Below are 18,554 nucleotides of genomic sequence, written 5' to 3' on the forward strand. Positions count from 1 at the left end.
GCGTTACGTTGCGTTTCGCGGGATCAGAGCAATCCCTCAGCCTGCAGCAACTCCTGCATGTTCGCCTCAGGGCGCGGGCCGATATGGCTGATCACCTCGCGGGCACAGACATTGCCGATCCGCGCACAGGTCTCGTAATCGCGGCCTGTTGCCATGCCATAAAGGAACCCGGCGGCGAATTGATCGCCCGCGCCGGTCGCGTCCACGGGGACGATCTTTTCAACTGGTACGTCGATGCGCGCGTCGCCGTTCAGAACGGTCACCCCGTCGCCAGACCGGGTGCAGACGACCAGAGGGCAAATCTCGGCGGTTTTGGCCAGCGCCTCCTCAAGATCGTCGGTTTCGAACAGCGATTTGATTTCGGCCTCGTTGCCGATTACAAAATCCAGCTCATTCTCGATCAGCAGCAGGAAATCGACCCGGTGCCGTTCTACACAGAACGGGTCAGAAATGGCGATGCCCGCCTTGCCGCCACCCTTGTGGCAGTTGCGCGCGGCCTCCAGGAATGCCGCCTTGCCCTTTTCCTTGTCGAACAGATAGCCCTCGAGGAACATGATCTGGCTGTTGCCCGCGACGTCTTCCGAGACATCCCGAGAAGACAGCTCGGACGAAATACCCAGATAGGTGTTCATCGACCGCTCGCCATCTGGTGAGACAAAGATCATTGAACGCGAGGTCGGCAGCTCGCCCCCCGGCACCGGCGGGTTCACGAAATCCACCCCGTCTTCGTTCATCGCATCCGCATAGAACCGCCCCAGCGCATCATCATGCACCCGCCCGATAAACGCCGAATCCAGACCCAGTGCACCCGCACCCGCGATGGTGTTGGCAACCGAGCCGCCCGGCGTCTGTACCCGGCCTTCCATAGAGGCATACAGTACCTCGCCGCGCTCCTGTTCGATCAGCTGCATGATGCCCTTTTCGATGCCCATCAGCTCAAGGAAACTGTCATCGGCTTGGGAAATCACGTCCACAACGGCGTTTCCGATGCCGGTCAGTTGGTAGGTTTTCATTCGGTTTTGTCCTCAAATTCGCAGAGATCGCGGATGATACAGGTAGGGCACTGCGGTTTGCGTGCCTTGCAGTGATAGCGGCCATGCAGGATCAGCCAGTGATGCGCATGCAGCTGAAAGTCGGTCGGTATGTTGTCTTCGATGGCGCGTTCGACGGCGTCCACATTCTTGCCCGGGCAGATGCCGGTGCGGTTGCCGACGCGAAAGATATGCGTGTCCACGGCCTGCGCCGGATATCGCCACCACATGTTTAGGACAACATTGGCTGTCTTGCGCCCCACACCCGGTAGCGATTGAAGCGCCGCGCGGGAGTTGGGCACCTCACCGCCATAGTCTTCGACCAGAATGCGACTCAGCTTGATTACGTTCTTGGCCTTCTGGCGGAACAGGCCGATGGTCTTGATGTGTTCGATCAGACCTTCTTCGCCCAGATCCAGCATCTTCTGCGGCGTGTCGGCGATCTTGAATAGCGCGCGCGTAGCCTTGTTGACGCCGGCATCGGTCGCCTGCGCTGACAGTGCGACGGCAACGACCAGAGTATAGACGTTTACATGCTCCAACTCGCCCTTGGGTTCAGGGTCGGCGTCGTGAAAACGCGTAAAGATCTCGCGGATCTTGTGGTATCCGAGTTGTTTGGCCATCCGAGCCTTAATGCCCTGCCAGACAAGCGGTCGCAATTGAAAAGGTGCGTTTTGGTTTTGCCTAGGCGCGGGTCTTGGTCGATTTATCCCTATGCCTCACTTCTGCAGTCGGAAATCCACCCCCGCCGTTGCAAGTTGATCCCTGATCCCCTGCCACCGGTTCGGATCAGCCGCCAGAACGGCTGCCGAATTGATCTGAACCCGGTATCCTCGATTGAGCGCGCCCTGCGCGGTCTTATTCACGCAATGACACCCGTCCAACCCTGTCAGAACCAGCGTTCCGATCCGTTTGTCTTGCAGGAACCGTTCAAAGCCCGGCGAAGAAAAGGCGTCACCTACGGATTTTACAAACTCGGCATCGGGATTCAGCGCAAGACGCGGATCCAACCCAACTCCGTCGGAACCTGCGTTGCCGCGCCCCTGATTGAACCACCCGTTCAGCAAGTTCGCCAGCCGTCCCTTGAATTCATGACGGATGGCAATCACGGACCAGTCAGACTGGCGGGCGCTGTCCGTCGTTGACCGGATCGTCGACAAGGCACCCTCAATTTGTGCGTCATCCCAGGTGGGTATCGAGGTAAAATCTGTTTGCATATCGATCACCAGCAGCGCCGTTTCAGGCCGCGATGCCAGGTCTATTTTGGCTCCGGTTGTCGGAGTGCCAATCTTTCGGATTTGCAAGAGGATGTACAACACGGCGATCATGATGCTTGCCGCCATTATCCAAAGGACGGTCATGTCAGGCCTCCTTGGCGAGTTCTGCGAAATAGCGGGTCAGGGCCAGCTGAACCTTGTGATAGGCGACAAGCTCTGACGCAGAAAAATCCTGTGCAAAGCGTGTCAGCTTGGCCATCTCATCCGCTCTGATTGCCGTGATCGTCTCTTCGCCCGCAGGGCTCAGCCGGTAGCAGTAGGTGCCTGCACGTTTGGGATTGGGCTGGCTTTCGATCAGCTGTGCGCCCATCAGCTCTTTTAAGATGCGCGAGACATATTGTCGTTTCAGCTGCAACTCGGCGCACAGCAACGGGGCTGTCGCGCCGGGAGATAGCGACAGACCTTCCAAAAGGGCACGTTGCCCGACGGTCACGCCTTTGCGCTGGCTGCCCTGCTCAACCGCTGCCGTGATGTTCCGCAGCAAAGGCCGGGTGGCCTGAACTGCCTGATAAAGCTGATCCAACCTGTGTCCCATACCTGAATGGTAGGAGAAATCGATTTGATTCGTCAACTCAGTTGACAAGATAAAGCGCAGGTTCCGGGTCGCAAGATCGACAGGGGCAAGTTACTGTTCCTGTAACTGATGAGGTGACCGATGAACGTCCAGACAGCAGAAAGCGGATATCATTATAACGTCATGCGGCGCGCGATCGAATTGATCGATCAAGGCGGAGAGAGTCTCAGTCTTGATGAGTTGGCTCGCCAGATGGATATGAGCCCTGCCCATTTTCAGCGTCTGTTCTCACGCTGGACCGGGGTCTCTCCGAAGCGATACCAGCAATACCTGACCCTTGGCCATGCCAAAGCTCTGTTGCACGAGCGTTTCACCACGCTGGAAACCGCTCATAATGTGGGGCTGTCCGGCAGTGGGCGGCTTCATGACCTGTTCCTGAAATGGGAATCCATGAGCCCCGGTGAATATGCCCGCAAAGGCGCAGGTCTCACGATCTACTGGGGCTGGTTCGAATGCCCCTTTGGCCCTGCGCTGGTTATGGGAACTGACAAGGGAATCTGTGGAATCGCCTTTGGGGCCGAGACAGGCGAGGAGGCGGCGATGGAAGACATGATCTCTCGTTGGCCCAATGCTGATTTTGTCGAGGACCCGATGCGCCTGCGGCCTTGGGTGCTCAGCGCCTTCGGTGCGGCCAGCGACCGGTTGGAGCCGACCCCACTCTACCTGATCGGCTCACCACTGCAGATCAAGGTATGGGAAGCGCTGATGCACATCCCTTCGGGGCAGGTCACCACCTATTCCGAGATCGCGCAGCGGGTCGGCTCACCCCAAGCGGTGCGCGCCGTGGGCACCGCAGTTGGGCGCAACCCGGTCAGTTGGCTGATCCCCTGCCACCGTGCCCTACGCAAATCGGGCGGCCTGGGTGGCTACCACTGGGGACTGCCCGTCAAGCGCGCCATGCTGGCCTATGAGGCGGCGCAGGCCGACGCCTGATTGACATTCTGGCGCGTCGTTGCCATATGCACGGCAGGTTCGGGTACCCTGCCGTTCGCGGCCTTAGGCTTTGGTGAAACCCGATTGAATCACATCTGTTGCCCTTTCCAGGCGCGCGGATGGCAATGCGAACCCCGTCCAGATTTCGCGCCCGTTTCAGGAAACGAGGCACACCATGACACATATTCAGAACATCGCTCCGGTTGCGGAGCTGAAAGAGCAGGCAAAACGCCTGCGCAAACGCCTGCAGGACGCCGGAGTGAAGCTATCACATAGCGAGGCGCTGGAACTGTTGGCGCATCAACTCGGTGCGCGGGATTGGAACACGTTGCACGCGATGGCAGGAAATCGAGTGCAGCTGCGCGTTGGTGACCGGGTTGAGGGCCGATATCTGGGTCAGCCCTTCACCGCCGAAATCCGCGGTCTGACCATGATTGGGGATGGCGGACATCGCCGGGTGACCCTTCAGTTCGACGTGCCCGTAGATGTGGTCCGGTTCGACAGTTTTTCGTCCCTTCGCCAGCGGGTGACAGGTGAGATTGGCTGGGATGGTCGATCCACCCGTCACACGTCGGACGGAGAGCCGCAGCTTATCGTCCGACCTGCCTAAGAAACAAAGCGAGGCACCCTTAGGGTGCCTCACATTTTGATACCACCAAAACCGGGTTATTCGGCGGCCCAACCGCCAACGGCTTTGACTTCAAGGAAGTCCTCCAAGCCCCAAACCCCGCCTTCGCGGCCATTGCCGGACTGTTTCATCCCACCAAACGGGGACCCAGCGCTGCGCGACTGGCCGTTCATCTCAACCATGCCCGACCGCAAGACGCGAGCCATTCGGTTGGCGCGTGCACCGTCTTGGGTCTGAACATAATTGGTCAGCCCGTAAGGTGTGTCATTGGCAATCTCGATGGCTTCTTCTTCGGTATCGAAGGGGATCATGGTCAGAACCGGGCCAAAAATCTCCTCGCGCGCGATGGTCATCTGGTTGTTGGCATCTGCAAAGACCGTAGGACGCACATAGTAGCCCTTGTTCAGTCCTTCAGGGCGACCGGTACCGCCGGCCACCAGACGCGCGCCGTCATCAATTCCTTTCTGGATCAGGTCCTGAATTTTGGTCCACTGCACTTCGTTCACCACCGGTCCGATATGTCGGCCTTCCTCGGTGGCACTGCCGACGGTGACCTTGTTTGCCACTTCGGCGGCTGTCTCAACCGCCTGATCATAGATCGGACGCTGCACCAGCATCCGGCTGGGCGCGTTACAGCTTTGACCGGTGTTGTTCATCATGTGCAGGACGCCGCGTTTCACCGCCTTTTCGTCGGCATCGGCGAAGACCACATTGGCCCCTTTGCCGCCCAGTTCCAGATGCACTTTCTTCAGTGTATCCGCCGCATTCTTGGAAATCGCCGTGCCCGCGCGGGTCGAACCGGTGAAGCTGACCATATCAACATCTGCGTGCCCCGAGAGCTGAGAGCCCACGCCCACGCCATCGCCATTTACCAGGTTGAAAACACCAGCCGGGAAGCCAGCCTCATCCATCATCTCAGCAAAGATCATCGCGTTCAGCGGGCTTTGCTCGGACGGTTTCAGCACCATCGTGCAGCCCGCAATCGCCGCCGCGCCGACCTTGAGCGTGACCTGATTCATCGGCCAATTCCATGGGGTGATCAGGGCTGCCACACCCACCGCTTCATAGATGATCCGGTCATTCGGCGCATGATCGCCCAACGGACGTTCGAATTGGAACGCCTTGGCGGCACGGATGAAGTTTTTCAGGTGATAGATCCCCGCGCCCGATTGCTGGCTGCGCGCCATATCGATCGGTGCACCCATCTCCATCGACATCGCCTGGGCCAGATCCTCTGAGCGGATGGCGTAAATATCGACCAGTTTCTCGACCAAAGCGATGCGCTCGTCCACCGGGGTTGCCATCCAACCAGGCAGAGCAGCTTTGGCCGCGGCGACCGCTGCGTTAGTGTCAGCCTCTGACCCTAGCGAGATCACCGCGCATGGTTCTTCGGTCGACGGGTCGATCACTTCGAAATCATTCGGCTCTGATGGGGCGACCCATTTGCCGTTGATATAGAAATCGCGTTTTTCGATCATGGCTCATCCTCCGGATCAGGAATCAATCGACCGAACGGTCGGTTTTCATTCGCACTCTGTCACCCACCCGGGTGTCGGGCAAGGGTAAAACATAATTTGATCAAATTATCTACCTACTGAATCTTCTGACAGCGCAACATGAATGGTTTAACCTCTGCGCAAAGTGATTAGGTTGGCAGCAATCGACTCGCGATTTTTCACAGGAAAGGAGTTTCCCAATGGGTTTGCGCATCAATGATACGGTCCCGAATTTCACCGCAGAGACAGATCAGGGCACCGTCCAGTTTCATGACTGGATTGGCGATAGCTGGGCCATCCTGTTCTCACACCCCAAGGACTTCACTCCTGTTTGCACGACCGAGTTTTCGGCAGTTGCGCAGCTGAACGATGAATGGGCGGCGCGGAACACCAAAGTGATCGGCGTGTCGGTCGATGGTGTCGAAGATCATAAGAAGTGGAAAAAAGATATCGAGGCCTATGGAAACGCCAACCCCGGCTTCCCGATCATCGCCGATGACGGTCTGGCTGTTTCCAAAGCCTTCGACATGCTGCCGGCCGAGGCCTATATGCCCGACGGCCGCACGCCTGCCGACAGCGCAACTGTACGCTCTGTCTTTATCATCGGACCCGATAAGCAGTTGAAACTGTCCATGACCTACCCGATGACCGTGGGCCGCAACTTTGCCGAGATTCTACGTGCGCTGGATGGCCTGCAGATGAGCGCCAAGGGCGTGGCAACCCCCGCAAATTGGGTGCCGGGTGAGGATGTGATCATTCCACCTGCGGTCTCCAACGATGAGGCAAAAGAGAAGTTCGGCGAGTTCGAGACGATCTTCCCCTATCTGCGCAAAACCAAAGCGCCGTCGTAATCGGATCAACGGGCAGGGGGCGAAAGCCCCCGCCTTCTTCTAATGCGCAAACGCCGAGGTTGCGCCGCAAGGGGCAGATAGCTCCGGGCGCAGCATCTGCACTTCGTACGGTTTCAGAACCGGCAGCACCGTATCACCATAGCCGCCTGTATCGGAATGAAGCTCAGGGAACAGCTCGAATAGTTCCTCCTTCACTGCACTGCTCATCGCGTCCAGCGTATATCCGCCGGGATAAAACGATTCCGACCACAATCCTTCGACATTCACCAGCTCATGCTGGTCGAATAGAATGTGAATGTACTCGACGCCCCCGCTTGGCGGTACTTGCGTGATAGACTTGCCGTTGAGCAGAGACTTGGCCGTCGCCAACATCAGCGGGTGACTATGATGCAATTCCAATGCAGGTGAGGACACGACAACCCGATGCTGAGGTGACAGCAGCAGATCTCGCGATGGTGTCTGCGGCCCAAGACTGCCCGCACTGATCCGGATCGGGCAATGCTTAGGGGTCTGTCTCAGATCCGCCTCACTCAGCCGTCGCCGACCCACCCAGCGCACGGCCCGACCGGTGCCATCTGCGGTGATCACATGATCGCCTGCTTTTACTTCTTCGATCAGACGCTGGCCCGACGGTGTCAGAATATGTGACCCCGAAGTAAAGCAGACAAAGCTGGGAAGGTTATCATATTCGACCGCAGGTGCAGTACTCTGGGCCAGTGAGTTGCCTGTCAGTACATCATTAACAGCAACGTTTCCCGAGGTCACAACGATGTATTGCGTACCCGAGAATTGCAGCAGTGTGTAGGTGACCGGTGCACCTCCGACCGTCGCGCTGTAGCCTTCAAATATCTGAAAGCTGCCGGAGTTGCTCAGCCCGGGGATTGGGAGGGTATCGAACTGTTGGCTGCCGTTGTTGTCCGGATTTTCGAGAAAATTATCATCATCAGTAATGGTGACCTGAAACCCCTGGGTCACCGTCACACTGGGGTTGCCAAACGGATCTCCGTCGATCTCAAAGATGGTGATAGAGGCCAAAGCGCGGCGACGTCCCAGATGATTTGGATTTCCTTAACTTTGAGCTAACTCAACTTAGAAGTGTTAACATATCGTTTACCGTGACGCGCAGGGCTCGAAAGCGGCACTGATCGAAAAAGGCAGATTGGCTATGGTTGGATCGACTGTGTGCACGCCCGCCGAGGCGGTGGTTGGGATCGGATACGTCAGTTGAACGCGGTCTCGCTGCCAAAGGATTGTAGCTTCTGATGGAAACTGAAAGCCGCGCTGACTGCGCTGACCAGGCGAAACATTGCCTTGATGTTCGATACCACAGAGCTGCGTATCTCGAGGCGATCAACTGGGATCCGATTTTGGACGTCGAAAGGTTGCGTTGAAGGCAACCGTGACGCGGCTTTCTTTACTTTGGTTTGGGTGGACCCAATGGGTCAGATAGGATGGAAAAAGGATCATTTCGCCGGCTGCCGGGCGCAGCTTCTTTTTGTTCCGAAACGCACTCGCCTGAAGTATGCGCCAGTGAGGCAACTCGTTTCGAGGGTCGAGAAACTCAATCATTCCAGACGAACCTTCTTCGATCTCGGGTTGAGAAACATAGTACACTCCAGACCAATGCGCGCCGGGATGAGTATGCGGCGCATTGTACCCGCCGGAAGGATTGTCGTTTATCCACCCGAACAGTTTCAGGCGAAGTTTATCCAGTTCAACCTTGTCTGAGACCTTTCGCGTTATTTGAAACACCGCATCTTCGGCCGCGTCTCGCAAATTCTGAATAGCGGGCGTATCGCGATCAAAGAGGTTTCCGTTTGAGTGCCATCCGCCGCGATTGGATTTTGAGGCACCCTCGTCTTCCTCACGCATCTTTTCGGCCTCAAACAGAATCGCCGCATTAAGCGCTGCACTGTTAGGCACCACAAATCGCATCATTGGAGTAGAGAAGAGCTTTTCGAATTTCTTGGCTTCGGGCATATCCTCGGTGTCACCTTCAAAAACTACATGGCTGTAAATTCAGATCGGTCCGAGATCAAATTCAGGAATTTGCTCCTGAAAAATTTTTCGGCGCTCTCCAAATCCACGTTCCCGCACATTGCGCGCATTACCCAGTACCGTTGAGGATATAGTTCTTTGGTTCAAGTCTGGCCTAACCAACCTAAGTTATATTCCCATCGCAAAGCGCCGATGTTTTAGTTCAATTGGCAATTCCTTTGAGGATGGGAACATGAACAAGAAAACTATCGGTCTGACATCAACTTTCGTTCTGATGGCCACCACGGCGCTTTCGCAAACCACCAAGCAAGACATCATCGACGAACTCACAGAACAAGGTTTCCAACGAATCGAAATAACCAACACGCTGTTTGGGAATCTTCGCTTTGAAGCGACTGGACCTGGAATCGAGAGAGAAGTGGTGCTGGGGAAAGACGGAACCATCGTTCGGGATCGTTCAGAGCGAGACGATGAGTTCGACGATGAGGAAGATGACGACGAAGATTTTGATGACGAAGATGACGACGAAGATGACGACGAAGGATTTGATGACGAAGGTGACGATGACGAAGGCGATGGGGAAAACGATAGCGAAGGTGACGATGGCGAGCGCGACAGCGAAGGTGACGATGGCGAGCGCGATAGCGAAGGCGACGATGGCGAACGCGATAGCGAAGGCGATGACGGCGAACGCGATAGCGAAGGCGACGATGGCGAGCGCGACGGTGAAGGTGACGATGGCGAAGGGGATGACGAAGGCGACGATGATTAATTCAGCTTCCAACTTGAGCCCAAGCGAGATTGGGGTTTGAACAAATGGTTTAAAAAAGAAGCCATGTTCAAAGCGGGGATCGCTGTATATGCGATCTCTGCTTTGACGTTTGTGATCGAATTGATTGGCGAAATAACAGGGTACTACATTTTTTCCGCGAGTTGGGTGGTCCATGAAATCACGGCTCTCATCACCCTATTTGGGTTTATTCTTGGGGGGCTTTTGATTTGGCAAAGCCACAGGCTGTTTTTGCGACGTCACCAAGAAGTCAAACAGAACCTGCGGAAGGCTCAAGGCGAGTTTTTTCGAATGCTGGAACTACAGTTCGACCGTTGGGGCCTTAGTGCTGCGGAACGAGATGTTGCACTTCTCACCGTAAAGGGCCTGTCCCTCGCAGAAATAGCTAAACTGCGCGAGACCAGCGAGGGAACAATCAAGTCCCAGAACAATTCAATCTACAAAAAAGCCAAGGTCAAATCGAGGACGCAACTGTTAGGCGCGCTCATAGAAGAGCTTTTGATCGAAGAAAAGAAATAAACCAAGAAACGATCGGATATCGTCGTAAATTCATTCATTTATCGGCAATGAGTAGAAAAGAATGCCCAAGTAGATGCCCCGGGCCTGTAAAGCCAACGTTATAAGTGGTTGCGAGGCTCTGTTTCAGGGCAATGCACTCAACAATCAGAATTGTAGCCTCATCAAAATTGAAGCCTACCCCAGCAAGCAGATGGTCGGCACATTCCACAGCATCGCTACGGCACTCGTCATTCGCCCAAAGAAAAAGGCCCCGGCGGATTACCGGGGCCTTCGTTCTTGCAAAAGAGGCAGATTACTCTGCGCTTTCCTCTTTCTTTTCTTTCTTCTCGGGAACGATCTCTTCGCCGGTTTCCTGATCGACAACTTTCATCGACAGGCGCACCTTGCCGCGATCGTCAAAGCCCAGCAGCTTGACCTTTACTTCCTGACCTTCTTTCAGAACATCCGACGGATGGTTCAGGCGTCGGTTTTCGATCTGGGACACGTGCACCAGACCGTCGCGCTTGCCAAAGAAGTTCACGAAGGCACCGAAGTCGACGATCTTGACCACTTTACCGGTGTAGATCTGGCCTTCTTCCGGCTCAGCCACGATCGAGTGGATCATCTCATAGGCCTTCTTGATCGATTCACCGTCGGGCGACGCGATCTTGATGACGCCGTCGTCATTGATGTCAACCTTGGCGCCCGAAACCTCGACGATCTCGCGGATGACCTTACCGCCCGAGCCGATCACTTCGCGGATCTTGTCGGTGGGGATGTTCATGGTCTCGATGCGCGGCGCGTGGACCGAGAATTCGTTGGTTTCGGACAGGGCTTTGCCCATCTCACCCAGAATGTGCATCCGGCCGTCCTTGGCTTGCGCCAGGGCTTTCTCCATGATCTCAGGCGTGATGCCCGCAACCTTGATGTCCATCTGCAGCGAGGTGATGCCGTTTTCGGTACCCGCAACCTTGAAGTCCATGTCGCCCAGGTGATCTTCGTCACCCAGAATGTCCGACAGGATGGCGTATTCGCCGTCATCTTCCAGGATCAGACCCATGGCCACACCGGCAACCGGTGCTTTGAGCGGAACGCCCGCATCCATCATCGACAGCGAACCGCCGCAGACCGACGCCATTGAGCTGGAGCCGTTGGATTCCGTGATCTCCGACACGATGCGGATCGTGTAGGGGAAGTCGGTCGCCGCAGGCAGAACCGCCTGCAGGGCACGCCATGCCAGCTTGCCGTGGCCGATCTCACGACGGCCCGGACCACCCACGCGGCCAACTTCGCCAACCGAGTAGGGAGGGAAGTTGTAGTGCAGCAGGAAGTTCGATTTGAAGTTGCCGTGTAGCGCGTCGATGAACTGTTCGTCGTCACCGGTGCCCAGCGTGGTCACGGCCAATGCCTGAGTCTCACCACGGGTGAAAAGGGCAGAACCGTGTGTACGCGGCAGCATCGAGGTTTCTGCGACGATCGAACGGATATCGGTGGTCGAACGACCGTCGATACGCTTGCCGCCTTTGACGACGTCACCGCGCAGAATGCCAGCTTCCAGCTTCTTCATAGCGGAACCGAGATTGCCGTCTTCTAGTTGCTCTTCGGTCAGCGCTTCCTTGATCGCTTCACGGGCCGCGGCGACAGCGGCGGTGCGCTCTTGCTTGTCGGTGATCGCGAACGCGGCGCGCATCTTCTCTTCACCGGCAGCCGAAACAGCGGCGGACAGCTCCGAGTAATCGGGGGCGACGAATTCGAACGGCTCTTTCGCGGCTTCTTCGGCCAGCGAGATGATCAGGTCGATCACGGGCTGAATTTGCTCATGCGCGAAGTTTACCGCGCCCAGCATTTCCGCCTCGGACAGTTCGTAAGCTTCCGATTCCACCATCATCACGGCGTCTTTGGTACCGGCAACAACCAGGTCCAGACGCTGTTCAGGGTTCAGGCGCAGGTCCTGCATGTCGTCGACGGTCGGGTTCAGAACGTATTCGCCATCCTCGAAACCAACGCGGGCACCGGCGATCGGACCCATGAACGGCGCGCCGGAAATGGTCAGAGCAGCGGATGCCGCGATCATCGCAACGATGTCGGGGTCGTTGACCAGATCGTGGGACAGCACGGTGCACATCACCAGAACTTCGTTTTTGAAGCCGTCAACAAACAGCGGGCGGATCGGACGGTCGATCAGACGCGCGGTCAGCGTCTCTTTCTCGGTCGGGCGTGCTTCGCGCTTGAAGAAGCCACCCGGAACCTTACCGGCGGCATAGTATTTTTCTTGATAGTGTACGGTCAGCGGGAAAAAATCCTGACCGGGCTTTTGAGCACGGGCAAAGGTCACGTTTGCCATCACGCTGGTTTCGCCCAGCGTGGCAATCACGCTGCCGTCGGCCTGACGGGCAACCTTGCCGGTTTCCAGTGTCAGCGTCTCTTCGCCCCACTGAATCGATTTCTTTGTTACATCAAACATATGCGTATCCTAGAACGGAGCACTCCCGCCCCTGCGGGTCTCCGGTTTGCATGGCGGCCCCATTGCCGCCGACCCCACTTTATCTTCCATTCGAGTGCCGGGGTCAGGGCACAACGTCTCAGATGACAGGCCCATACATCAGTTTGCAAGCTTTGGAAAGTCGGGAGTTTTTGGGGGGCAGGGGATTGCCTAACCCCCGCCCAAGCTGGGCAGGGGCCGATGTATCAAAGGATAGCGTGCGCCAATATCATCACCACGCCGCAGCCCAGCGCATATCCGGTGTCGACTGCGATGGCGAAGCCGCTTTTCTGCGCCCATGCCCCGACCGATGCGGCCTGAGCAGCCACTGCGAGGATCGCCAGCACCGCAACGCCAAGGCTGTTGTTGGTCTCGGTCACCGCGATCACAGCGGCTAGCAGGATCAGGAAAACGATCTGGGCCGCCATCTGCGGCAGGGGTGGAGATTCGGGCGGGGTGGGGTCGATCCGTGTTCCCTCGGCCCAGCGTTTCTGAAAGCCGACGGGTCCGTAGACCAGCCAGCCCAGCAGAAAGGCGGCGATCACACCCACGCCAAGGGCGAGCCAGTTGATCACAGCGCACCCTCCAGCGTCTCAAGGATTCGGGTCCAGCCACCTTCGTGATTGTTGCGGCTTTCTTGCGAAGGGAAACGGATGTGATGCAGGCGCAATTCCGTGCCCTTATCGGTTGGAGTGAAATCCAGCGTCACGGTGGAATCGTCCTGACTGTAAGGAGAGTTCCAAGTGAATTGCAGCCGATTGGGCCGGTCGATCACTTTGTATTCGCCCTCATGCGGCAGGTCCCCGGCCTCGGGCGCGCGCATGATGATCTTGAACCGGCCCCCTACCTTGGCGTCAGAATAAGCTTCGGGCACTGACATGTTGGGACCGGGCAGCATGAACTTGGCCAGCATTTCCGGGTCTAGCCAAGCATCAAACACCTTTTCCGGCGGGTGCGGAATGGCGCGGGTTATTTCAAGGGACAGTTCCGTCATCTTCTGGGTCCTCCAAAGCAGTTTCCAAGGCGTCCAGCCGAAGCGCCCAGATCGAACGCAGCCCGGCGAACCAGTCATCCACGGCTGACAAGGGGGCCATCTGCACCTCGATCAGATGCTCGCGCCATTCCGTCCGACGCCGCACCAGCCCGGCATTCTCGAGCACCTTGATGTGCTTGGACACCGAGTTGAGGCTCATATCGAATTGCCGTGCAATATCCGTCACCCGCAAGGGGCCCTGCTGCGCGAGCATCGTTAGGATGACGCGGCGGGTTGGGTCGGACGCGGCCTTCAATATAGCGCTTAGGTCATAGCGATTCTCTCGTTCAACCATTTGGATGAATTACATGCCTTTTCTGCTTCAGTCAACCATTTGGTTGAATAACAGGATATTTGCAGCTCTGAAAGCTAATTCGGTCGCTCCCACCGCCTAACTATTCGCGAAATCGAATATATTTGGTGAAAATTTAGTATCCGTATAGGCTGAAACCACCATACCTGCGGTCGAAACGACGGAAACGCGCCAAGGGAATACGAATATCACCTCCGTCCGCCGGTCGAATACCTTGGCGTTTGCACGTAGCGAACAGAAGGGCAGACGCATGGCACAAACCAAGAAAATGCTGGATCCGGATCCCCGGATTTATGACTTTGAGACCGAATATGAGCTTGGACAGGACAATGTCCGGCCTTTCGGTCTGGACATCCATAACCCGGTCTTTTTGATCTCTAGTATCCTGATCTTTGCGTTCGTCCTGATCGCGCTGGCGAATCAGGAATCCGCAGCCACGTTCTTTGGCTGGCTCCGGCCATGGCTGACCAGCACGTTTGACTGGTTTCTGGTGCTGTCGGTTGACGCAATCACCCTGTTCTGTCTGGTGTTGATCATCTTGCCGGTGGGCAAGGTGCGGATCGGCGGCAAGGACGCCAAACCCGACTATTCCTACGCCGGATGGATCGCGATGATGTTCGCGGCCGGGATCGGCATCGGGCTGTTGTTCTTCGGCGTGATGGAGCCGGTCTATTACAACTTTGCAGAAGACGGCAACGCCCGCCCACTGGGCATCGATATCGCTGTGCCGGGTAACGAATATATCGGCATTGTCGGCACGATCCATCATTGGGGTCTCGAAGGCTGGGCGGTATATGCGGCCGTTGGTCTGGCGCTTGCAATCTTCAGCTATAATCTCGGGCTACCATTGACCCTGCGTTCGGCTTTTTATCCGATCCTGGGCGAGCGCGTCTGGGGCTGGTGGGGCCACATCATCGATACTCTGGCAGTATTCGCGACCCTCTTCGGCCTGACCACATCATTGGGTTTGGGCGCACAACAGGTGGCCGCCGGGCTGTATGAGGTCTTTGGCATCGAACCCAGCCCCACCGTCACCGTCCTGCTGATCATAGGCATTACGATGATCGCACTGGGCTCGGTCCTGATGGGCATGGATGCAGGTGTCAAACGGTTGAGTGAGATCAACATGATCATGGCCGTAGGACTGTTCATCTTCGTCATTGTAGTTACCGGTGTCGGCACCGCCATTGCACGGTACTTCAACGTGATGGTGGATTACGTGACGCACCTGCCTGCTCTATCCAATCCGTTCGGTCGGGAAGACACCAGTTACTTCCACGGCTGGACAACCTTCTACTGGGCCTGGTGGATTGCGTGGTCACCTTTCGTGGGCATGTTCATCGCCCGCATTTCCAAAGGTCGTACGGTGCGTGAGTTCGTGATCTGCGCCTTGCTGGCACCCACTGCGGTATGTGCCTTGTGGATGTCGACCTTTGGCGGCGCAGCCATCGACATGCTGAACGCAGGCGGAGCAGAGGGCGTCCGCGCCACAGTGATCGAAAGCTATGCCCCCGAGGGCGCGCTGTTCGGCTTCCTGAAAGAGCTGCCGCTTTACGGCATCATTGCCCCGATCGCTCTGATCCTGATCGTTGTGTTCTTTGTCACATCGTCGGACTCAGGCTCGCTGGTGATCGACACGATCACGGCAGGCGGAAAGATGGACGCACCGGTTGTGCAACGCGTGTTCTGGTGCACGCTTGAAGGCCTCGTCGCAATCGCACTGCTGCTGGGCGGAGGTCTCTCTGCCTTGCAAGGGGCAGCGGTGTCGACTGGAATTCCGTTTACCTTGGTGGTTCTGATCATGTGCTACTGCCTGTGGCTGGCGCTTAAATCAGAAAAGGCCAAGATGTAACTGGGATTATCCTGAGAAAACCGAAACGCCCGCCAATTCGGCGGGCGTTTTTGGTCCGGAGCGGCCCCTGTAGCGCGTACCCATGCAGCAGTCGTCGGGAGCGTACCAAACGGCGGTCAGTGCAGCGAATCCTCGCGTTTGCCTTGGGTTGGATATTCCATCTTTTCATCTTCTAGGATCCCGCGAAGAACCGCCGCTGTCTCAACCTTCGAAATTGCCTTCTTATGGTCGTAGGGATTATTCAAAATCGACCGCGCATTTGTGGCGTTGGACGTCTCAGACATCTTGGTTGCAAACACCCGGCTCAGAATTGTCTTCAATGGCATCATTCAACTCCCGCAACATATGGTCATCAAATCCTTGCCGCTGCGGGTCAGGTCCAAGCCACTTGAGGGAAGGGCTCAAAGACCAACTTCCGTGAGTGTGAACCCGCAGCGACACCGTCCATGTAAGAAAAATGGGGTGCCGAGAAAGGGGGAAGAAATCTGCTGTTTGCATCATTTTTTTGACCGCTTGGAAAAAAATCACGGCACTGCTTACGCTTACGTCAACCTTCTAACCTAGGGCCCGGCTTTCGCGACGCGGCGTCACAATTCGAAACCCAAGGTCAGCCCCCCGGATACCGCCCGTCGCCGCGCCAAATTGGACAGAAAACAAAACAGCCCATACCCTGACTCCGGGCAAATCTTGGCGCAGCGCGTGATTCTTGTGATGTGGCCGGCCCCCTCGACGTTTTGAAATTGGATTATTCCGGGACCGTAACGAGGATGCTGTTATGAACCTTTCACGATTGTCTCTGTTGCTGGTCGTTTTCATTGACGTGATGGGTTTTGGATTGATCGTGCCGATTTTCAACACGATCCTGCTGGATCCACACCAAGCTTTCCTCGCACATGGAACAGCGACGAATATCCGCCAGCTCGACTATACGATTCTGATTGTCGTCTTCTTTCTGTTCTACTTTTTCGGGGCGGCCTTTATCGCTAAGTTGTCGGATTATATCGGGCGTAAAGCAGGCATCATGATCTGCCTTACCGGTGCACTGATCGGCTATGTTCTGACTGTGGCCGCGATCATGACGTCCAGCTATTGGCTGTTACTTTTGGGGCGCGCCATTTCCGGGTTTACGACGGCCAACCAACCCATTGCGCAGGCCGCATTGATCGACATCAGCCATGACGATCAGGAGAAATCAAAAAACCTCGGGATGATTGTTGCGGCATCCGCGCTGGGCCTGCTCGGGGGGCCACTGATTTCAGGATTGCTCAGCGACCAAAACCTGATGGGGTCATTCGCGTCACTGGAGCTGCCTTTCTACGTCGCCATTGCCCTGATCCTGATCAACATGGCACTGATTCTGTTCTTCTTCTCCGAACCCGGATTCAAAAGACAAAAAATTGACTTCGGGCTTTTAGATGTTGTTTTGAACCTGTGGAAAGTCTTCTCGCACCCGGTCGTTTTGCGGCTTTCGGTCGTCATGTTGTTCTCGCTGATGTGCCTGAATGCGTTTTTCTTCTTCATCGACACGTATCTGCTGACCCGGTTCAAGTTCAGTACGCTTCAAAACAGCATGGCCCTCGCCGTGTTCGGAGGCTCCATGGCCTTTGGCAGTGCCTACCTCACCGCACCGCTGCACGAGCGCTATAAAAAGTTCCCGATTCTATATGTTTCCATTGCCGCAATGGCGCTTGGGATATTGGCCTTCATGCTGAACCCCATGGCCGATCTGTCCTATGTCCTGATTGTTCCGATAACCATCGCGTTCGCGATCATGTACCCGACCATGCTTTCGTTGTTTTCCGCGAGCGTCGGCCCAACCGAGCAAGGTTGGGTCATGGGTGTGACAGTCGCTATCTACGCGTTGGGCTCCGGGACCATTGCGGCCCTCAGCGGGTCCCTCATGGCTATCAATTTGCGGATGCCTTTCGTGCTCGCGGTCATCTGCGGTGTACTGGCATTGATTGCGATGGCGAAACTGTTTCGCCATCCCGGCGTTCAGGCGCTTGATACCAAGGGCAAGTAGCTTTCATCAGTGTGTCCCGAACGAAAATGGGCGCGCCCGATACAGGCACGCCCAGTAAAAAAGGGAGGACTATGAAAAACCTGACGCTCGAAACAAAAGAAGCGCCTACTCACTAACATCCTCAGAATGGCGCAATCTTTGACCGCGTTCAGTGAAGTGGTTCACAGGAAGTTAAAAAAAGTTTGCGCTTCTTTGCGTAGCGGTAAGGTTTGGGCCGCAGGTATGTGTGTGCCGTCTCTCATGAACATGGCGGGAAATTCGCGCGCCGCACAGTTCACTAGATTAGACAGTGACCAAAACAAATACGCCCACCAAATGGCGGGCGTACAAGATGTACAATTTGTACGAACAGGGCCTCAGCGCCTGTACAACATGAACAAAACGCGTTTAGCGGCGGATGCCCAGCTTTTTGATCAGGTCCTGATAGCGTGCTTCTTCTTTGCCCTTCAGATAGTCCAGCAGCTTACGGCGCTGAGCAACCATCTTCAGCAGACCACGACGACCGTGGTTGTCTTTCTTGTGGGTTTTGAAGTGCTCGGTCAGGGTGTTGATGCGCGAGGTCAGGATAGCAACCTGGACTTCAGGCGAACCAGTGTCGCCGTCCTTGGTTGCGAATTCTTTCATGACGCGTGCTTTATCAGCGGCAGTAATCGACATCGGGGTCTCCTTTAAAGGTTAGAGTTGATGGCGCAGGCCGGGATGTCGTCCAGCACAGGCCCATGGAGAAAACCGCACCGATTCCGATGCGGATGGGCGCGTATAGGCGCATTCACCG

20 protein-coding genes are annotated in these 18,554 nt (G+C 56.2%); 7 read left to right on the forward strand and 13 right to left on the reverse strand.

Annotated elements, in window-relative coordinates:
• Positions 1-23: 23 nt before the first annotated feature.
• The 4 genes from AC2TEM_RS20370 to AC2TEM_RS20385 all read right to left on the reverse strand — a co-directional run bounded on the left by AC2TEM_RS20370 (position 24) and on the right by AC2TEM_RS20385 (position 2,843).
• Positions 24-1,013 (reverse strand): adenosine kinase, encoded by a 990-nt coding sequence (locus tag AC2TEM_RS20370; RefSeq protein ID WP_170426125.1) that lies wholly within the window; start codon positions 1,011-1,013, stop codon positions 24-26.
• Positions 1,010-1,654 (reverse strand): endonuclease III, encoded by a 645-nt coding sequence (gene nth / locus AC2TEM_RS20375; RefSeq protein ID WP_170426127.1) that lies wholly within the window; start codon positions 1,652-1,654, stop codon positions 1,010-1,012. The genes AC2TEM_RS20370 and nth overlap by 4 nt, the downstream gene beginning before the upstream one ends.
• A 96-nt stretch (positions 1,655-1,750) precedes the next feature.
• Positions 1,751-2,392, reverse strand: a complete 642-nt coding sequence (locus tag AC2TEM_RS20380) for a cysteine hydrolase family protein (protein ID WP_170426129.1) — start codon at positions 2,390-2,392, stop codon at positions 1,751-1,753.
• A 1-nt stretch (position 2,393) separates the two neighbouring features.
• A complete protein-coding gene (locus AC2TEM_RS20385; RefSeq protein ID WP_170426131.1) occupies positions 2,394-2,843 on the reverse strand; it encodes a MarR family winged helix-turn-helix transcriptional regulator in 450 nt (149 codons plus the stop codon).
• 120 nt (positions 2,844-2,963) lie between these two features.
• Here AC2TEM_RS20385 and AC2TEM_RS20390 point away from each other — a divergent pair, with 120 nt between their 5' ends.
• Both AC2TEM_RS20390 and AC2TEM_RS20395 read left to right on the forward strand, forming a co-directional pair.
• Positions 2,964-3,815 carry a bifunctional helix-turn-helix domain-containing protein/methylated-DNA--[protein]-cysteine S-methyltransferase gene (locus AC2TEM_RS20390; protein WP_170394731.1) on the forward strand — a complete coding sequence of 284 codons (852 nt, stop codon included), beginning with the start codon at positions 2,964-2,966 and terminating at the stop codon, positions 3,813-3,815.
• Positions 3,816-3,990: 175 nt separating this feature from the next.
• Positions 3,991-4,425 carry a glyoxalase superfamily protein gene (locus AC2TEM_RS20395; protein ID WP_170426134.1) on the forward strand — a complete coding sequence of 145 codons (435 nt, stop codon included), beginning with the start codon at positions 3,991-3,993 and terminating at the stop codon, positions 4,423-4,425.
• A gap of 56 nt (positions 4,426-4,481) precedes the next feature.
• Here AC2TEM_RS20395 and AC2TEM_RS20400 read toward each other — a convergent pair whose 3' ends face one another.
• Positions 4,482-5,921, reverse strand: a complete 1,440-nt coding sequence (locus AC2TEM_RS20400) for an aldehyde dehydrogenase family protein (RefSeq protein WP_170426136.1) — start codon at positions 5,919-5,921, stop codon at positions 4,482-4,484.
• Between the two features lie 218 nt (positions 5,922-6,139).
• Here AC2TEM_RS20400 and AC2TEM_RS20405 point away from each other — a divergent pair, with 218 nt between their 5' ends.
• Entirely contained in the window at positions 6,140-6,790 is a 651-nt protein-coding gene (locus tag AC2TEM_RS20405; RefSeq protein WP_170426138.1) for a peroxiredoxin, read from the forward strand.
• 39 nt (positions 6,791-6,829) lie between these two features.
• Here AC2TEM_RS20405 and AC2TEM_RS20410 read toward each other — a convergent pair whose 3' ends face one another.
• Positions 6,830-7,825 (reverse strand): Hint domain-containing protein, encoded by a 996-nt coding sequence (locus AC2TEM_RS20410; protein WP_170426140.1) that lies wholly within the window; start codon positions 7,823-7,825, stop codon positions 6,830-6,832.
• Between the two features lie 315 nt (positions 7,826-8,140).
• Positions 8,141-8,770, reverse strand: coding sequence for a TIGR02466 family protein (locus AC2TEM_RS20415; protein ID WP_170426142.1), 630 nt, complete (start codon positions 8,768-8,770; stop codon positions 8,141-8,143).
• A gap of 250 nt (positions 8,771-9,020) precedes the next feature.
• On the opposite strand from AC2TEM_RS20415, the gene AC2TEM_RS20420 reads away from it, so the two are divergent.
• Together AC2TEM_RS20420 and AC2TEM_RS20425 are read left to right on the forward strand one after the other, a co-directional pair.
• Positions 9,021-9,560, forward strand: coding sequence for a hypothetical protein (locus AC2TEM_RS20420; protein ID WP_170408505.1), 540 nt, complete (start codon positions 9,021-9,023; stop codon positions 9,558-9,560).
• A gap of 36 nt (positions 9,561-9,596) precedes the next feature.
• Positions 9,597-10,097 (forward strand): helix-turn-helix transcriptional regulator, encoded by a 501-nt coding sequence (locus AC2TEM_RS20425; RefSeq protein ID WP_170394711.1) that lies wholly within the window; start codon positions 9,597-9,599, stop codon positions 10,095-10,097.
• A gap of 292 nt (positions 10,098-10,389) precedes the next feature.
• Here the strand turns inward: AC2TEM_RS20425 and pnp are convergent, their stop codons facing one another.
• The 4 genes from pnp to AC2TEM_RS20445 all read right to left on the reverse strand — a co-directional run bounded on the left by pnp (position 10,390) and on the right by AC2TEM_RS20445 (position 13,886).
• Positions 10,390-12,540 carry a polyribonucleotide nucleotidyltransferase gene (gene pnp / locus AC2TEM_RS20430; RefSeq protein ID WP_170394709.1) on the reverse strand — a complete coding sequence of 717 codons (2,151 nt, stop codon included), beginning with the start codon at positions 12,538-12,540 and terminating at the stop codon, positions 10,390-10,392.
• 224 nt (positions 12,541-12,764) lie between these two features.
• Positions 12,765-13,133: a DUF1761 family protein gene (locus tag AC2TEM_RS20435; RefSeq protein WP_170513987.1), complete on the reverse strand. Its 369-nt coding sequence runs from the start codon at positions 13,131-13,133 to the stop codon at positions 12,765-12,767.
• The gene (locus AC2TEM_RS20440) at positions 13,130-13,552 is read right to left on the reverse strand and encodes an SRPBCC family protein (RefSeq protein ID WP_170566946.1); all 423 of its coding nucleotides are present in this window, start codon (positions 13,550-13,552) and stop codon (positions 13,130-13,132) included. The genes AC2TEM_RS20435 and AC2TEM_RS20440 overlap by 4 nt, the downstream gene beginning before the upstream one ends.
• On the reverse strand, positions 13,533-13,886 hold the full coding sequence (locus tag AC2TEM_RS20445) for an ArsR/SmtB family transcription factor (protein ID WP_170426150.1): 354 nt from the start codon (positions 13,884-13,886) through the stop codon (positions 13,533-13,535). The genes AC2TEM_RS20440 and AC2TEM_RS20445 overlap by 20 nt, the downstream gene beginning before the upstream one ends.
• A 268-nt stretch (positions 13,887-14,154) precedes the next feature.
• On the opposite strand from AC2TEM_RS20445, the gene AC2TEM_RS20450 reads away from it, so the two are divergent.
• Complete coding sequence (locus AC2TEM_RS20450; protein ID WP_170394697.1) at positions 14,155-15,756, forward strand: BCCT family transporter; 1,602 nt, start codon at positions 14,155-14,157, stop codon at positions 15,754-15,756.
• 116 nt (positions 15,757-15,872) lie between these two features.
• Here AC2TEM_RS20450 and AC2TEM_RS20455 read toward each other — a convergent pair whose 3' ends face one another.
• The gene (locus tag AC2TEM_RS20455) at positions 15,873-16,082 is read right to left on the reverse strand and encodes a hypothetical protein (protein ID WP_170408501.1); all 210 of its coding nucleotides are present in this window, start codon (positions 16,080-16,082) and stop codon (positions 15,873-15,875) included.
• A 449-nt stretch (positions 16,083-16,531) separates the two neighbouring features.
• Between AC2TEM_RS20455 and AC2TEM_RS20460 the strand changes: the two genes are divergently transcribed.
• Entirely contained in the window at positions 16,532-17,779 is a 1,248-nt protein-coding gene (locus AC2TEM_RS20460; RefSeq protein ID WP_170608923.1) for an MFS transporter, read from the forward strand.
• 387 nt (positions 17,780-18,166) lie between these two features.
• On the opposite strand, the gene rpsO is transcribed toward AC2TEM_RS20460, so the two are convergent.
• Positions 18,167-18,436, reverse strand: a complete 270-nt coding sequence (rpsO, locus tag AC2TEM_RS20465; RefSeq protein ID WP_050605082.1) for a 30S ribosomal protein S15 — start codon at positions 18,434-18,436, stop codon at positions 18,167-18,169.
• Positions 18,437-18,554: the final 118 nt, after the last annotated feature.

Source organism: Ruegeria sp. HKCCD3925, from assembly GCF_057221175.1.

What these genes read in the sequence shown, in the direction of transcription:
- AC2TEM_RS20370 (WP_170426125.1), bottom strand. Translation starts at nt 1,013, where the DNA reads ATGAAAACCTACCAACTGACCGGCATCGGAAACGCCGTTGTGGACGTG.
- nth (WP_170426127.1), bottom strand. Translation starts at nt 1,654, where the DNA reads ATGGCCAAACAACTCGGATACCACAAGATCCGCGAGATCTTTACGCGT.
- AC2TEM_RS20380 (WP_170426129.1), bottom strand. Translation starts at nt 2,392, where the DNA reads ATGACCGTCCTTTGGATAATGGCGGCAAGCATCATGATCGCCGTGTTG.
- AC2TEM_RS20385 (WP_170426131.1), bottom strand. Translation starts at nt 2,843, where the DNA reads ATGGGACACAGGTTGGATCAGCTTTATCAGGCAGTTCAGGCCACCCGG.
- AC2TEM_RS20390 (WP_170394731.1), top strand. Translation starts at nt 2,964, where the DNA reads ATGAACGTCCAGACAGCAGAAAGCGGATATCATTATAACGTCATGCGG.
- AC2TEM_RS20395 (WP_170426134.1), top strand. Translation starts at nt 3,991, where the DNA reads ATGACACATATTCAGAACATCGCTCCGGTTGCGGAGCTGAAAGAGCAG.
- AC2TEM_RS20400 (WP_170426136.1), bottom strand. Translation starts at nt 5,921, where the DNA reads ATGATCGAAAAACGCGATTTCTATATCAACGGCAAATGGGTCGCCCCA.
- AC2TEM_RS20405 (WP_170426138.1), top strand. Translation starts at nt 6,140, where the DNA reads ATGGGTTTGCGCATCAATGATACGGTCCCGAATTTCACCGCAGAGACA.
- AC2TEM_RS20415 (WP_170426142.1), bottom strand. Translation starts at nt 8,770, where the DNA reads ATGCCCGAAGCCAAGAAATTCGAAAAGCTCTTCTCTACTCCAATGATG.
- AC2TEM_RS20420 (WP_170408505.1), top strand. Translation starts at nt 9,021, where the DNA reads ATGAACAAGAAAACTATCGGTCTGACATCAACTTTCGTTCTGATGGCC.
- pnp (WP_170394709.1), bottom strand. Translation starts at nt 12,540, where the DNA reads ATGTTTGATGTAACAAAGAAATCGATTCAGTGGGGCGAAGAGACGCTG.
- AC2TEM_RS20440 (WP_170566946.1), bottom strand. Translation starts at nt 13,552, where the DNA reads ATGACGGAACTGTCCCTTGAAATAACCCGCGCCATTCCGCACCCGCCG.
- AC2TEM_RS20445 (WP_170426150.1), bottom strand. Translation starts at nt 13,886, where the DNA reads ATGGTTGAACGAGAGAATCGCTATGACCTAAGCGCTATATTGAAGGCC.
- AC2TEM_RS20450 (WP_170394697.1), top strand. Translation starts at nt 14,155, where the DNA reads ATGGCACAAACCAAGAAAATGCTGGATCCGGATCCCCGGATTTATGAC.
- AC2TEM_RS20455 (WP_170408501.1), bottom strand. Translation starts at nt 16,082, where the DNA reads ATGCCATTGAAGACAATTCTGAGCCGGGTGTTTGCAACCAAGATGTCT.
- AC2TEM_RS20460 (WP_170608923.1), top strand. Translation starts at nt 16,532, where the DNA reads ATGAACCTTTCACGATTGTCTCTGTTGCTGGTCGTTTTCATTGACGTG.
- rpsO (WP_050605082.1), bottom strand. Translation starts at nt 18,436, where the DNA reads ATGTCGATTACTGCCGCTGATAAAGCACGCGTCATGAAAGAATTCGCA.